Annotated in this window: 13 protein-coding genes; 9 read left to right on the forward strand and 4 right to left on the reverse strand. The window is 39.5% G+C overall.

From position 1 onward, the window contains the following. Position 1: 1 nt before the first annotated feature. Both QNN06_RS10165 and QNN06_RS10170 read left to right on the forward strand, forming a co-directional pair. Positions 2 to 307 (forward strand): YlaH-like family protein, encoded by a 306-nt coding sequence (locus tag QNN06_RS10165; RefSeq protein WP_213116469.1) that lies wholly within the window; start codon positions 2 to 4, stop codon positions 305 to 307. A gap of 12 nt (positions 308 to 319) precedes the next feature. Continuing rightward, positions 320 to 613, forward strand: coding sequence for a hypothetical protein (locus QNN06_RS10170; RefSeq protein ID WP_213116468.1), 294 nt, complete (start codon positions 320 to 322; stop codon positions 611 to 613). Between the two features lie 31 nt (positions 614 to 644). Here the strand turns inward: QNN06_RS10170 and QNN06_RS10175 are convergent, their stop codons facing one another. After that, positions 645 to 845: a YlaI family protein gene (locus QNN06_RS10175; RefSeq protein ID WP_213116467.1), complete on the reverse strand. Its 201-nt coding sequence runs from the start codon at positions 843 to 845 to the stop codon at positions 645 to 647. A gap of 158 nt (positions 846 to 1,003) precedes the next feature. Between QNN06_RS10175 and QNN06_RS10180 the strand changes: the two genes are divergently transcribed. Then, positions 1,004 to 1,459 carry a pyridoxamine 5'-phosphate oxidase family protein gene (locus QNN06_RS10180; RefSeq protein ID WP_213116466.1) on the forward strand — a complete coding sequence of 152 codons (456 nt, stop codon included), beginning with the start codon at positions 1,004 to 1,006 and terminating at the stop codon, positions 1,457 to 1,459. 20 nt (positions 1,460 to 1,479) lie between these two features. Here QNN06_RS10180 and QNN06_RS10185 read toward each other — a convergent pair whose 3' ends face one another. Next, on the reverse strand, positions 1,480 to 2,070 hold the full coding sequence (locus tag QNN06_RS10185) for a YhcN/YlaJ family sporulation lipoprotein (protein WP_213116465.1): 591 nt from the start codon (positions 2,068 to 2,070) through the stop codon (positions 1,480 to 1,482). A gap of 208 nt (positions 2,071 to 2,278) precedes the next feature. Here QNN06_RS10185 and QNN06_RS10190 point away from each other — a divergent pair, with 208 nt between their 5' ends. Beyond that, positions 2,279 to 3,607 (forward strand): PhoH family protein, encoded by a 1,329-nt coding sequence (locus QNN06_RS10190; protein ID WP_213116464.1) that lies wholly within the window; start codon positions 2,279 to 2,281, stop codon positions 3,605 to 3,607. A gap of 25 nt (positions 3,608 to 3,632) precedes the next feature. Here the strand turns inward: QNN06_RS10190 and QNN06_RS10195 are convergent, their stop codons facing one another. After that, complete coding sequence (locus QNN06_RS10195; protein WP_213116463.1) at positions 3,633 to 4,130, reverse strand: peptidyl-prolyl cis-trans isomerase; 498 nt, start codon at positions 4,128 to 4,130, stop codon at positions 3,633 to 3,635. 277 nt (positions 4,131 to 4,407) lie between these two features. Here QNN06_RS10195 and QNN06_RS10200 point away from each other — a divergent pair, with 277 nt between their 5' ends. The 3 genes from QNN06_RS10200 to pyc all read left to right on the forward strand — a co-directional run bounded on the left by QNN06_RS10200 (position 4,408) and on the right by pyc (position 9,591). Next, positions 4,408 to 4,689: an Fpa/YlaN family protein gene (locus QNN06_RS10200; RefSeq protein WP_213116462.1), complete on the forward strand. Its 282-nt coding sequence runs from the start codon at positions 4,408 to 4,410 to the stop codon at positions 4,687 to 4,689. A gap of 192 nt (positions 4,690 to 4,881) precedes the next feature. After that, positions 4,882 to 6,084 carry a putative lipid II flippase FtsW gene (gene ftsW / locus QNN06_RS10205; protein WP_213116461.1) on the forward strand — a complete coding sequence of 401 codons (1,203 nt, stop codon included), beginning with the start codon at positions 4,882 to 4,884 and terminating at the stop codon, positions 6,082 to 6,084. Positions 6,085 to 6,147: 63 nt separating this feature from the next. Further along, a complete protein-coding gene (gene pyc, locus QNN06_RS10210; RefSeq protein ID WP_284037523.1) occupies positions 6,148 to 9,591 on the forward strand; it encodes a pyruvate carboxylase in 3,444 nt (1,147 codons plus the stop codon). Between the two features lie 34 nt (positions 9,592 to 9,625). Here pyc and QNN06_RS10215 read toward each other — a convergent pair whose 3' ends face one another. Next, entirely contained in the window at positions 9,626 to 10,534 is a 909-nt protein-coding gene (locus QNN06_RS10215) for a COX15/CtaA family protein (protein WP_213116459.1), read from the reverse strand. Between the two features lie 678 nt (positions 10,535 to 11,212). On the opposite strand from QNN06_RS10215, the gene cyoE reads away from it, so the two are divergent. Together cyoE and coxB are read left to right on the forward strand one after the other, a co-directional pair. Further along, a complete protein-coding gene (gene cyoE / locus QNN06_RS10220; protein WP_213116458.1) occupies positions 11,213 to 12,139 on the forward strand; it encodes a heme o synthase in 927 nt (308 codons plus the stop codon). 113 nt (positions 12,140 to 12,252) lie between these two features. Next, a complete protein-coding gene (coxB, locus tag QNN06_RS10225) occupies positions 12,253 to 13,311 on the forward strand; it encodes a cytochrome c oxidase subunit II (RefSeq protein ID WP_213116457.1) in 1,059 nt (352 codons plus the stop codon). The last annotated feature ends 16 nt before the right edge of the window (positions 13,312 to 13,327 follow it).

The following is a 13,327-nucleotide window of genomic DNA, read 5'->3' on the forward strand; positions in this document are numbered from 1 at the left end:
AATGGAAGGATTCTCCCCCACTCTAAGATTTTTCATGCAGCTTACAGATGTTAAAACGGCTGTTTGGCTACAGTTTATATATATCGTGATTTTAGCTGTCGTTGTTTATAAATTAGGATATGCGAAGAAGCTGCCTCTTTTAAAAAACGTGGTCATTTATACCTGTCTCGTAATTGGATGCTTAGTTTTGCTGATCCTTTCTTATGCATTGCCAGTAGCCGAAGCGTTAGCTGTATCTGCGCTAATCTTAATAATATATAAAATCCGCCTGCATCAATCGAAAAAGCAGCAGTCAGAAGCAAAGTAATGGGGGGATACGATGAATTCCGTTCAGGATGTTTTATATAATTGGCTTACCATAAAAGTAGTTAGTGATGCCCGTCCGGAAGATACGGCTGCGATAGATACCCTAAAGCATTTCGAACGAATGCTTAAGGATGAATACCTTATTAGCAATGTTGAAATTACGCACGATGAAATGATGTATTATGTTGCCTATCAGCAGGGTGAAGATAGTAAGAAAACACGCTTCCCACGGGAATTAATTGAAGTTATGCTGGATCAAATCAGTAGAGAACCAGAGAAATACGAAAACTTTCCTATTGCAGATTAAAAAAAGAGGCTGACCCGAAAAGTCAGCCTCTTTACCATTCATCCCTATCTGATTTTGGCCTGAGAAAACGGAAATTTCCGGTTTCCAGCCGGTCGTTCGTTTTTTTCGCTATACGTTCCTGACATGGATCGCACATATATGTATGGATTGGACGATTTCTTAAGCGTTTTGCCTCTGGAGATTCGTCATCAATCGTTTCAATTTTATCACAAAGCACGCATTTAACTCTCATTTTGCACCTCTTTATATTTCTTGGTTACTACTTATTATACTATAGTATCAAGGCTGTCTGTAGGGGAACTGTGTATTAGTTGAAGAAAAAAAGAGATAGTAGTAATATGGGAATATCTGTTTTAAGACAGCATGAAGAAAAGGGAGTTGAAAATAGAAATGGTCAATCAAGTCGAACCAAAATTAATTAAACCATTATATGAGGAATTGCAAAAAGAAAGATTTGTTACGCTGGCTACCGTTGATTATGAAACAGGTGGACCAAATGTCAGTGCAATATCCTGGGTACTTGCAAAAGATGAAAATATCATCTATTTTGCGGTTGATAACCGTTCCAGAATCATCGAAAATATAAATAAAAATAATCATGTCGTGATTAATATAATTGCTAATGAGTCTACATACTCCATCCAGGGAGAAGCTAATTTAAAAGAAGAAAGACTGAAAGATGTTCCGTTAAAACTGGCCCTTATTGAAGTGAAAATTAAGGAAGTAAGGGATGTCATGTTTTATGGCTCTAAAATTGTTCAGGAAGTCCAATATGACAAAACCTATGATAAAAATGCCGCTGAAAGATTGGACAGGCAGGTCATGGATGCAATAAGAAAAGCTTAGCCTACAGCTAAGCTTTTTTCTCATTTATGATAATTAGACTGTTTTTCCTGCTCTTTTTCAAGCTGGTTTTCTTGTTTTGCAGGGAGCTTTTTATCGGGTTCTTCCGTTGCATTTTTCGGATTAGGGGTTATTAAATCTCCAGGTATTTCCGGCATTAACCTCCCGGCAACGTCAGCCAGCTCCTCCATAATCCCTTGGATTGGACGCCCATTGTTTATATCTGCCTGAATTTCTTTGAGCCGCTCAGTGGTATCGGCATCTGCTACAACGATGGCATTGGCACCATAGCGGTCCTTTTTGAGGCTTTCTGCCACGGAATATTTTATAGTCCCCACCTGAGAACGGTCAATTTTGGCATTTACATCGATTCCAACGATTGCGTAACGCCCTATTACCACGGCAGTTGCATCATTTACATTCGGTACACTTGTCGCCAGCTCCACCAACCGCTTTGATATTTCCTGACCCGTTTTTCGGTCTACACTTTCTATGTAGCTATTTTTTACATTTACTAATTTATTTTGTTGATTTTTTGCTGTCTCGTTTTTTTGATTCGTATTACATCCCGTTAATAATAAGAAAATGGCAGCTGTCACTAAAATCTTCTTCATAAAAAACCCTCCCAAAAAGCTAATTAAAAGACTGGGAAAATTCACATGAGATTCTCTTTGATATGAAGGTCCCAACTAACAATTATTGTGCGGAACACCTTCTATCTTTATTCCAATAAACATATATTTTACCAAAGTCCAACCGGCAAAATGGCATGTATAGTAACGTTACACTTTCCTTACACCAAGTAAAGCAGGAGGCGTCGCTTTGAGTAAAATATACGTGTTAGATACAAACGTCTTATTACAAGACCCGTATTCCATTTTTTCCTTTCAAGATAATGAAGTAGTTATTCCTGCAGTCGTACTCGAAGAAGTGGACTCAAAGAAAAGGTACATGGATGAAATAGGTAGAAACGCTAGGCATGTATCAAGATTAATTGATGGTCTCAGAGCCTCGGGAAAGCTCCATGAAAGAATCCCGCTCGAAAATGGGGGAACCATCAGAATTGAGCTAAATCACCGATCATTTCATGAGCTTCAAGATATTTTTGTTGAAAAAACGAATGATAATAGAATTCTTGCGGTTGCAAAGAATTTGTTTTTAGAGGAACAAACAAAGGAGAATGGGAAACCTGTTATTCTAGTCAGCAAGGATGCATTAGTAAGAGTAAAAGCGGATGCCATCGGTCTATCTGCAGAGGATTTTCTAAATGACAGGGTGGTGGAAGTTGATTCTTTATATACGGGATTTCTTGAGGTCTATATCCCAAAAGACCTGTTAAACCGTTATTATGAGAAAGGAGAACTTCTACTATCAGAAATTACGAATTATACCTTTTATCCAAACCAATTTCTGATATTAAAGGATGCCCTCGGCAGCTCGGCCTCGGCGATTGGGATGGTTAATATAACGGCCAAGAAGGTCAAGAAGCTAGCGCTGAACCAAGAACATGTTTGGGGAATTCATTCGCGGAATGTACAGCAAACAATGGCAATCGAATTGTTGCTGCGAAAAGATATCCCGCTAGTAACTTTAATCGGCAAAGCAGGAACAGGAAAAACCTTGCTGGCATTAGCCGCTGGACTTATGCAGACAGAAGATTTTCACGAATATAAAAAACTGCTCGTAGCCCGGCCGATTGTTCCTGTCGGCAAGGATTTAGGCTTTTTGCCAGGTGAAAAACAGGAAAAGCTGCGGCCGTGGATGCAGCCAATTTATGATAATTTGGAATTTCTGTTTAATACAAAAAAACCTGGGGAACTGGATGCAATCTTAGCTGGTATGGGATCCATTGAGGTGGAGGCACTAACTTATATTCGGGGAAGGAGTCTTCCTAAGCAATTTATTATTATCGATGAGGCGCAGAATCTGACCAAACATGAAGTGAAAACGATTATAACCAGGGTTGGAGAGGACAGTAAGATAGTTTTAATGGGGGATCCGGAGCAGATTGATCATCCATATCTTGATGCTTATAATAACGGTTTAACCTATGTCGTGGAGAAATTTAAAAATCAAGTCATTTCCGGTCATGTGAAACTATTAAAAGGGGAAAGGTCGGGATTGGCACGACTGGCCGCGGATTTATTGTAAGTAAAAACGGGCAAGATTGCCCGTCCTATTTTACGATAAAACTTGTTACTTTTTTAATAGGGTTTTGCTGGTTTGAGCCGTCCCCAAAATAAACGTGAACAGGACCATCAGCGGATAGCTGCTTGCCTTTATCTGAGAAGCCCAAAATCAGTTCATAGGCCTCATTTAAAGGCAGCTCATAATTATCATCTTCTGTTTCAATTACAAGCGCTCTGGCAGTGCTTTCCGGCTCGGAATTTTTCAGAAATGGTTTAAACAGAATTCCAAAGGTTCCGGTTAGCATCTTTTGTTTTTCATATATGCGCTCTGTTTTTAATGTCGGAGGGAAGACGGCTCCTTCCATAATTTCACGGTCCCAGTGCTTTGACACGGCTTTTGTATATGCTTCCGTAGAATCGGTATTATCTTTTTCAGTTGAAAAATGAGTAGTTAAATCAAGCCGGCGATCATCGAAAATCCAAACACTTGGGTCAAGTGTGATTGGATATTTTACTTTACCTGTAATATTGATAATGCGTTCCATTGTCAATCCTCCTTTTTAGCTAATAAGAAAGCATAAAATTTCCCTAAATTTTATGCCTTCTTAACGCATAAATTCAACTACGCCTCTGTCTTCGTCCTAACGGACTCGCCAATAGGCGAGTTTCCATTTACATTACTAAGTATAGCCTTTTTCTGCTCGAAAGTCATAATTATTCAATCGAGCGGCAGCTAAGCCTCATTGTTCTTGCAATTTTCCGCTGCAAAAGGTAAAATTTATAGATAAGTTGAATATTCGCTCTGAAATGGGGGGATCAATGTTGGCGTCTGAAATGATCGTGAATCACCAGGAAAAAGCTTTTGCCTTATTGCAGGCAGACGCTGAAAAAATATTAAAGCTTATCAAAGTGCAAATGGACAATCTCACGATGCCTCAATGCCCTCTTTATGAAGAGGTGTTGGATACCCAAATGTTTGGCCTATCTAGAGAAATAGACTTTGCGGTAAGATTGGGCTTAATAGATAGCAAGGATGGGAAAGCGATTTTAGATCAATTGGAACGAGAACTATCTGTGCTTCACGATGCATCCATAAAAAAATAACGCAAAAGGACTCAAACAATGCTTGCGATTGTTTGAGTTTTTTGTTATATATAGAGTTAATATTTTTTACCTCACTTTTCTGAATTTTCTCTATTAAAATCTTGTAACAAATAATTGTTTCATCAAGTCATAACATGAAATTTCGATTATAATAGAATGATATAAACCTAAATTGAAAATGAGGATGTAAGCATGGTAAAGAAAATATTGAAATCATATGATTATTCCCTAATCATTACCATTATACTTTTATGTACTTTTGGATTAATCATGATCTATAGCTCCAGCATGGCTTGGGCCGTCCAAAGGTATGATGTGCCAAGTGATTATTTTTATCAAAAGCAAAAAATGTGGCTGCTATTGTTTGCTTGCATCTTCCTTTTTACAGCTATCATTCCGTATAAAATTATGAAGTTTACGCAAGTAATGGTATTTATTGTTCTGACCTCCCTTATCACTTTATTGGGACTTTTCGTATTTGGTACTGTCGCAGGTGGTGCACAAAGCTGGTATCAGATTGGTGGTTTTAAATTTCAGCCTTCTGAATTTGTGAAACTGGCTATTATCATTTATTTGGCAGCTGTTTATTCGAAGAAGCAGGATTATATAAACCAATTTAACAAAGGGGTACTTCCTCCAATTTTCTTTCTTTTTATTGTTTGTGTATTAATTGCTCTTCAGCCTGATTACGGCACAGCGAGCATCATTGCGCTCATTGCCGGCATGGTCATTTTTAGTTCTGGAATGAATTATAAAACGATCGGGAAACTGCTTGTGATGGCTTTAATCATTATCCTGCCTCTTTTTATTGCGGCTAAGGGTTTTATCTTTTCTGAAAAACGGCTTGAACGATTCTCATCTTGGGGTGATCCGTTTGCTGATGCCCAAAACGCTGGATTTCACCTTGCAAATTCCTTTATTGCAATAGGACAGGGCGGAATAAATGGTTTGGGGCTAGGTAAAAGCATTCAAAAGCTAGGCTATTTGCCGGAATCTCATACTGACTTTATTATGGCGGTAATTGCCGAAGAATTAGGAATCTGGGGTGTAGGCTTTGTCATTCTGTTACTAGCTTATATTGTTTTGCGTGGGATTTATATCGGCTTACAATGTAAGGACCCCTTCGGTAGTCTCCTTGCGATTGGGATTTCAAGTATGATTGGGATTCAAACCTTTATTAATCTTGGCGGGATATCTGGGGTTATTCCGTTAACAGGTGTTCCGCTGCCGTTCATCAGCTATGGAGGTTCCTCCTTGTTAATGCTGGCTGCGGCAATGGGAATCCTTGTGAACGTTTCTATGTTTGTTAAATATGAGAAAAAATATAAAACAAAAAAACAAACAGCTGATACTAAAGTGCAAAGCGGTAATGGAAAAGTTATTTATATGAAATAAAAATGAGGGGGCTGATTATCAGCCTCCCGCATTTTTAAAAATACATAGATTGAGGTGTTTTATGTGGCAAGACAAATAAATAAAATATTGGTTGCAAACCGTGGGGAAATTGCAATTAGGGTTTTTCGCGCCTGTACTGAACTGAATATTCGAACTGTTGCGATTTATTCTAAGGAGGATTCCGGCTCTTATCATCGCTATAAAGCAGATGAGGCATATTTAGTGGGCGAAGGGAAGAAACCAATTGATGCCTATCTAGATATTGAAGGAATCATTGGGATTGCTAAAAGAAGTGGTGCAGACGCCATTCATCCGGGCTATGGGTTTTTGTCGGAGAATATCCACTTTGCCAGACGCTGCGAGGAAGAAGGGATCGTGTTTATCGGTCCTGCTTCTAAACATTTAGATATGTTTGGCGATAAGGTAAAAGCCCGCTACCAGGCTGAACTGGCGGGAATACCAGTTATACCAGGGAGCGGTGGACCTGTTAACAGTGTTGAGGAAGTGCTGGAATTTGCCGAAGAACATAGCTTCCCAATCATCATCAAAGCAGCGCTTGGCGGCGGTGGACGAGGAATGAGAATTGTCAGAAGCCGCGAAGAAGTTCGTGAAGCATTTGAACGGGCTAAATCAGAAGCAAAGGCAGCCTTCGGAAACGATGATGTTTATCTGGAAAAATTAATTGAAAAACCAAAACATATTGAGGTTCAGATTATTGGAGATAAAGAAGGAAATATCGTTCATCTTTTTGACAGGGATTGCTCTGTCCAGCGGCGCCACCAAAAGGTGGTCGAGATTGCTCCAAGCGTCTCCCTTACTGCTGAGTTAAGAAAGCGGATTTGTGATGCGGCTGTAAAATTAATGAAAAATGTCAATTACATCAATGCAGGAACAGTGGAATTTCTAGTTTCGGAGAATGATTTTTATTTTATTGAGGTAAACCCCCGTGTTCAAGTGGAGCATACCATTACGGAAATGGTAACAGGTATCGATATTGTCCAGACACAGATTTTAGTTGCAGAAGGACATGAACTGCATGGGCCTTTAATTGGGATACCAGAACAAGAAAAGATTCTTTTATATGGATATGCTATTCAATCCAGGGTTACAACAGAAGACCCGTTAAATAACTTTATGCCTGATACCGGTAAAATTATGGCGTACCGCTCTGGCGGTGGTTTTGGCGTACGACTGGATGCCGGGAATGGATTTCAAGGCGCAGTCATTACTCCTTACTATGATTCTTTATTAGTGAAGCTTTCCACATGGGCATTGACGTTTGAACAGGCATCTGCAAAAATGGTTCGTAATTTGCAGGAATTCAGGATAAGAGGAATCAAAACGAATATTCCATTTTTAGAAAACGTTGTGAAACACGAATTGTTCCTAAACGGCAAGTATGATACCTCCTTTATTGATACAACACCAGAGCTGTTTATTTTCCCAGTCCGTAAAGACAGGGGAACAAAAATGCTGTCCTATATCGGCACTGTCACAGTAAATGGTTTTCCGGGCGTGGAAAAAAAGAAAAGACCCGTTTTTTCTAAGCCGCGAATTCCTTCTCTGCCATATGATTTAGCATATAAAGAAGGGACTAAACAAATTTTAGAAAAGCAAGGAGCAGATGGCCTCGTCCAGTGGGTAAAAGACCAAAAGCAGGTGCTGTTAACTGACACAACTTTCCGAGATGCCCATCAATCATTGCTGGCAACACGGATGCGCACAACTGATATCGCTCATATCGCCGAACCGACAGCAAAGCTATTGCCGGAGCTATTTTCTTTTGAAATGTGGGGAGGAGCTACGTTTGACGTGGCCTACCGGTTCCTTAAGGAAGACCCTTGGGACCGACTCTTGAATCTTCGCGAAAAGATTCCGAATGTTCTGTTCCAAATGTTAATTCGCGGAGCAAATGCTGTTGGGTATAAAAACTATCCTGACAATTTGATCAGGGAATTTGTTACGCAATCGGCGTCGGCTGGGATAGATGTGTTTCGAATTTTTGACAGCTTAAACTGGATCAAGGGAATGGAAGTGGCTATCGACGCTGTAAGGCAGACCGGAAAGATCGCCGAAGCCTCCATTTGTTATACTGGGGATATATTGGACCCAACGAGAACGAAATACAATCTTGAATATTATAAAAACCTCGCCAAAGAGCTTGAAAATCAAGGTGCCCATATTCTTGGCATAAAGGATATGGCAGGCCTATTGAAGCCAGAAGCTGCTTACCGGCTGGTGTCAGAATTAAAAGCGACAATCGATATACCAATCCACCTTCATACTCATGATACTAGTGGTAATGGGATTTATACTTATGCCCGTGCAATCGATGGAGGTGTAGATATTGTCGATGTTGCCATGAGTACAATGGCAGGGTTAACATCCCAGCCGAGTGGTAACTCCCTTTATTACGCTTTAGAAGGCAATCAGCGAAAGCCTGATGTAAACATCGATGCTCTAGAAAAGCTATCCCATTATTGGGAGGATGTCCGCAAATATTATCAAGATTTTGAGTCCGGAATGATGTCGCCGCATTCGGAAATTTATCAGCATGAAATGCCAGGAGGACAATACAGCAACCTTCAGCAGCAGGCAAAGGCAGTCGGGCTTGGCGAGCGCTGGGATGAAGTTAAGGAAATGTACTCCCGTGTTAACCAAATGTTTGGCGATATTGTCAAGGTAACCCCATCCTCAAAGGTTGTTGGCGATATGGCGTTATTCATGGTGCAAAATGACTTAAATGAGGAAGACGTCATATTAAAAGGAAATTCGCTCGATTTCCCTGATTCAGTTGTTGAATTGTTTGAAGGTTATTTAGGTCAACCGCATGGCGGATTCCCTGAGGAGCTGCAGAAGGTGATTTTAAAGGGCAAGAAGCCTTTGGAAGTGCGACCTGGAGAACTGCTTGAACCAATTGATTTTAATTCGTTACAAGAAGAGCTTTATGAGGAATTGGGAAGACAGGTAACTGATTTTGAAATTATTTCGTATGCCCTTTATCCAAAGGTGTTTATGGAATATGCTAAAACAACAGAGCTGTATGGGGATATTTCCGTTCTTGATACTCCAACCTTCTTGTATGGAATGCGCTTGGGCGAAGAAATTGAAGTAGAAATCGAAACAGGAAAAACGCTCATTGTGAAACTAGTTTCGATTGGTCAGCCGCAGGCAGACGGGACAAGAGTCATATATTTTGAATTAAATGGCCAGCCTCGTGAAGTGGTTATAAAAGATGAGAGTATTAAAGCAAAGGTTGTCTCTAGACTTAAAGGGGATCCGAAAAATGAAAACCATATTTCCGCCTCGATGCCTGGAACAGTTATAAAAGTATTGGTAGAGAAGGGCGAAAAGGTCGAACGTGGTGATCATTTGATGATTACAGAAGCAATGAAGATGGAAACGACCGTTCAAGCACCATTTTCCGGAGTCGTAAAAGACATTTATGCATTAAACGGTGACTCTATCCAAACCAGTGACCTCTTGATTGAACTAGTTAAAGCGTAAGAAAAAGGCTGTCTCAACTCGAGACAGCCTTTTTTTATTGAAAGTTCCTTTTTGACCTTGAATATAAAAGGACAAAATAGCTTAAGAGACCAAATAAACAGGTAATAAAAAATGCATGCAGCAAGGCAATGTAAAGGTTTAGGCGGCTGAAAATGATAAATGCGCCTGCGGTTACTTGCAATGATACCAATATAAACGAAATAATCCAGCCCCAATACAGGACTCTCTGGTGCTTATAATGACGGACAGCGAGCACAGTAATGTAAAGGATCCAGAGAAAAATCAAGCCCGCGGCCGTTCGGTGGCCCATTTGCACCCACTCGTATAGATTGGTTGGAAGTCCGGGAGAATCGTTTAGACAAAATGGCCAATCCCTGCAGACTAGGCTTGATTTTGTATGACGGACAAGGGCGCCGGTGTAAATGACGATATAACTATAAATGGTAACGCCAATAATATGGAAACCCATCCGTTTATCAATATAGAGTTTCTCAGCGGCGAACTTTTTATCGATTTCAAAAATGAGCAGCGTTAATAAGAAAACAGCCGCAAATGAAATAAGAGAAATACCGAAATGTAAAGCCAGGACGAAATCGGATTGTCCCCATTTTACTGCCGCAGCCCCAATTAACCCCTGGAGCAGCAGAAAGAAAAAAGACAGAAAGGAAAGAAATTTTGTTTCCCTTATATGTCCGATTGCCTTCCAAGACCAAACGGACAATATTAATACCATCATGCCGACAGCACCTGAAACAAGCCGGTGGGCAAGTTCAATAATAAGTTCCGGTGTAATGTCCGAAGGCAGAATTTTGCCGTGGCATAATGGCCAAGATCTGCCGCAGCCCATTCCTGAACCCGTTTTGGTAACGAGTGCCCCGCCGAGTAAAATAAGTATCATTCCAATGGTGGTGGCAACAGCCAACCACTTCAAAGAGCGTCGCAAAAAATTTCACCTCTAACTAAAGTTCAATAATTTGTCAAAAAAAAATCTTGACAGTATAATGGATAAAAAAAGAAGCAAGATTAAAAGTACTTATACATCATAACGAATTATCCAAAAAAAGAACAGAATTTCAGCCTAGTTTCTTAAAGGATTTTTTTTGGCTAATAAGAAAGTATAAACTTTCTTTCGAAAGCTTTATACTTTCTTAACGCATAAGTGCAACTACGCCTCTGTCTTCGCCCTTAGGGGCTCGCCAATCGGCGAGTTTTCTTTAAAAATGGATAATGTTAATTTATCACTATTATTATAGTGAAAAACGTTGAAACTTAAGGTGTAGTCTGTTAGAACTATAGAGGGATGAAATTTTCAAGAGGTTCGACAGGGTTTGCATACGCAGTCTTAATTCAACAATCCTATGTTCTGCCTGTTGAAATAAATACATAAAAGACTTCTTTTTTATTTTTTTACAAAACTTTAATGGTCTGAACAATGGGAATATAAGAAGAAATTTTTTTTGGTCACAAATTAGTCAAAAATTATTCAAAAAAAGTTCACAAAAATTCCTGAAAGTGTGATTTAATATACAGAGAAAGTGTTATTAAAATCACGGTATACATAAAGAGGGTATGCTTCATCAAGTGATAAAGGTCAGTATTAAGAATCAGGAGGAGAAATTAAATGTCCAACTCAAAGGCTGCCATTGGAAATGGTGCAACAAGCCTGGATTCTGTTTCAGAAAAAACATCCGTTTGGAAAGACTTTATGGCCCTTATCAAAATTGGAATCGTTAATTCCAATCTGATCACTGTCTTTACAGGTCTTTGGCTTGCATTGCATTTTTCCGGCCTTAGCTTTTTGAATAATTTAGATATTGTCTTCTTTACAGTGGCGGGTTCAGCTTTAATCGTTGCTGGTTCCTGTGCAATAAACAATTACGTTGACCGGGATATCGATCACTTAATGGAAAGAACAAAATCTAGACCTACAGTTACCGGGAAAGTGGTGCCGGTAAAAGTTTTGGGGTTAGGTATTTTACTTATAGGACTGGGAACACTGTTTTTATTGTTTACAACGATAACTGCAACAGTAATAGGACTGCTTGGAGTTTTTAGTTATGTTTTCTTATATACACTATGGTCAAAAAGACAGCTTGTCTCTAATACCATCATTGGCAGTATTTCCGGGGCTGTACCACCGTTGATTGGCTGGGCTGCAGTAGATGCAAATCTTGATGTCATGGCATGGGCATTATTTGTTTTAATGTTTGTATGGCAGCCGCCTCATTTCTATGCTTTGGCGATGAGAAGGGTGAAGGAGTATAAAGCTGCGAACATCCCAATGCTTCCGGTAGTAAAAGGGTTTAAAACCACAAAAATTCACATTGTACTCTGGGTTACAGCACTTTTGCCAATCCCATTTTTTCTTACTAAATTAGGAATCCCATTTCTAATTCTTGCCACCGTCTTAAATCTCGGCTGGCTGGCATTAGGGATTTATGGATATAAGATCAAAGATGACATAAAGTGGGCAAAACTAATGTTTGTTTACTCATTGCAATATTTGACTATTATTTTTGTGGCGATGGTTATAGTTACATTAATCTAGTTTTGCTGACGTATCTTTCCTGAAGTAATTTCTTTCGGGAAAGGGGTCGTACATACTTCTTTGATCAATCAAAAAAATAATAAACTAAGAGTGAAAGAGGGGTTTGATTAAGCATGAAAAGGCTTGCAAATTGGCGTTTATTCTCGCTGTTTGCGATAGTAGCGCTTGTACTTTCCGGTTGTGGTAAACCATATTTATCCACATTAACTCCAGCCGGTGAAGTTGCTGACATCCAGTACGATTTGATGGGGCTAAGTACGATAATTATGGTTGGCGTTATTATTGTAGTTATGTTAGTTTTTGTTATCGTCTTTTTCCGTTTTAGAAGGAAGGATGACAGGATACCTAAACAGGTGGAAGGAAGTCATAAATTAGAAATTATTTGGACCGTTATTCCGATTCTTTTGCTTTTGGTTCTAGCTGTTCCAACTGTTTCCGCAACATTTAAGCTTGCGGATGTTAAAACAATGGATGACAAAAACTCTAAAGCAGTTGTAGTTAATGTTCGTTCCCATTTATATTGGTGGGATTTCGAATATCCTAAACAAAAGATTGTAACCAGCCAAGAACTAGTAGTACCAACTGATGAAAAAGTATATTTCAGTTTGAAATCCATGGACGTTAAACACTCCTTCTGGATTCCGGCTGTAGGCGGAAAACTTGATACGAATACAGACAATATTAATAAATTTTGGTTAGAGTTTGATGCAGAAAAATCTAATGAAGCAGGAAATCTTTTCTATGGAAAATGTGCTGAACTTTGCGGACCATCCCATGCTTTAATGGACTTTAAAGTAAAAGCAATGAGCAAAGACGATTTCAATGCTTGGGTGAAAGATATGCAGAGCGTCAAAGCGCCTGAAAAAGCCCAAACTGCTTTAGCACAGCAAGGTCAGGATATTTTCAATAAAAGCTGTATTGGCTGTCATGCTGTAACACCTGAAAACAAAATGCCGGAAACAGCCCGTATCGCGCCGAACCTTTCAAACTTTGGCGAAAGATCACGTGTTGCTGGTATTTTGGACCATAATAAGGAAGAAGTAAAAAATTGGATTCGTAATCCAGAAACCTATAAGCCAGGCAACACTATGACTGGTAAGTATCCGCAAATGACGGAAGATCAGCTAAATGCTTTAGCAGAATATCTGATGGGCTTAAAGGTTCAGGACTAATAGGGGATTTGGTTGA

Origin of the sequence: Neobacillus sp. 114, from assembly GCF_030127045.1 — a bacterium.
Taxonomy (GTDB): Bacteria; Bacillota; Bacilli; order Bacillales; family Cytobacillaceae; genus Neobacillus; species Neobacillus rhizophilus.

Coding starts and splice junctions, on each gene's coding strand:
- ftsW (WP_213116461.1), top strand. CDS start 4,882: ATGGTAAAGAAAATATTGAAATCATATGATTATTCCCTAATCATTACC.
- coxB (WP_213116457.1), top strand. CDS start 12,253: ATGAAAAGGCTTGCAAATTGGCGTTTATTCTCGCTGTTTGCGATAGTA.
- QNN06_RS10170 (WP_213116468.1), top strand. CDS start 320: ATGAATTCCGTTCAGGATGTTTTATATAATTGGCTTACCATAAAAGTA.
- QNN06_RS10165 (WP_213116469.1), top strand. CDS start 2: ATGGAAGGATTCTCCCCCACTCTAAGATTTTTCATGCAGCTTACAGAT.
- QNN06_RS10180 (WP_213116466.1), top strand. CDS start 1,004: ATGGTCAATCAAGTCGAACCAAAATTAATTAAACCATTATATGAGGAA.
- cyoE (WP_213116458.1), top strand. CDS start 11,213: ATGTCCAACTCAAAGGCTGCCATTGGAAATGGTGCAACAAGCCTGGAT.
- QNN06_RS10175 (WP_213116467.1), bottom strand. CDS start 845: ATGAGAGTTAAATGCGTGCTTTGTGATAAAATTGAAACGATTGATGAC.
- QNN06_RS10195 (WP_213116463.1), bottom strand. CDS start 4,130: ATGGAACGCATTATCAATATTACAGGTAAAGTAAAATATCCAATCACA.
- QNN06_RS10185 (WP_213116465.1), bottom strand. CDS start 2,070: ATGAAGAAGATTTTAGTGACAGCTGCCATTTTCTTATTATTAACGGGA.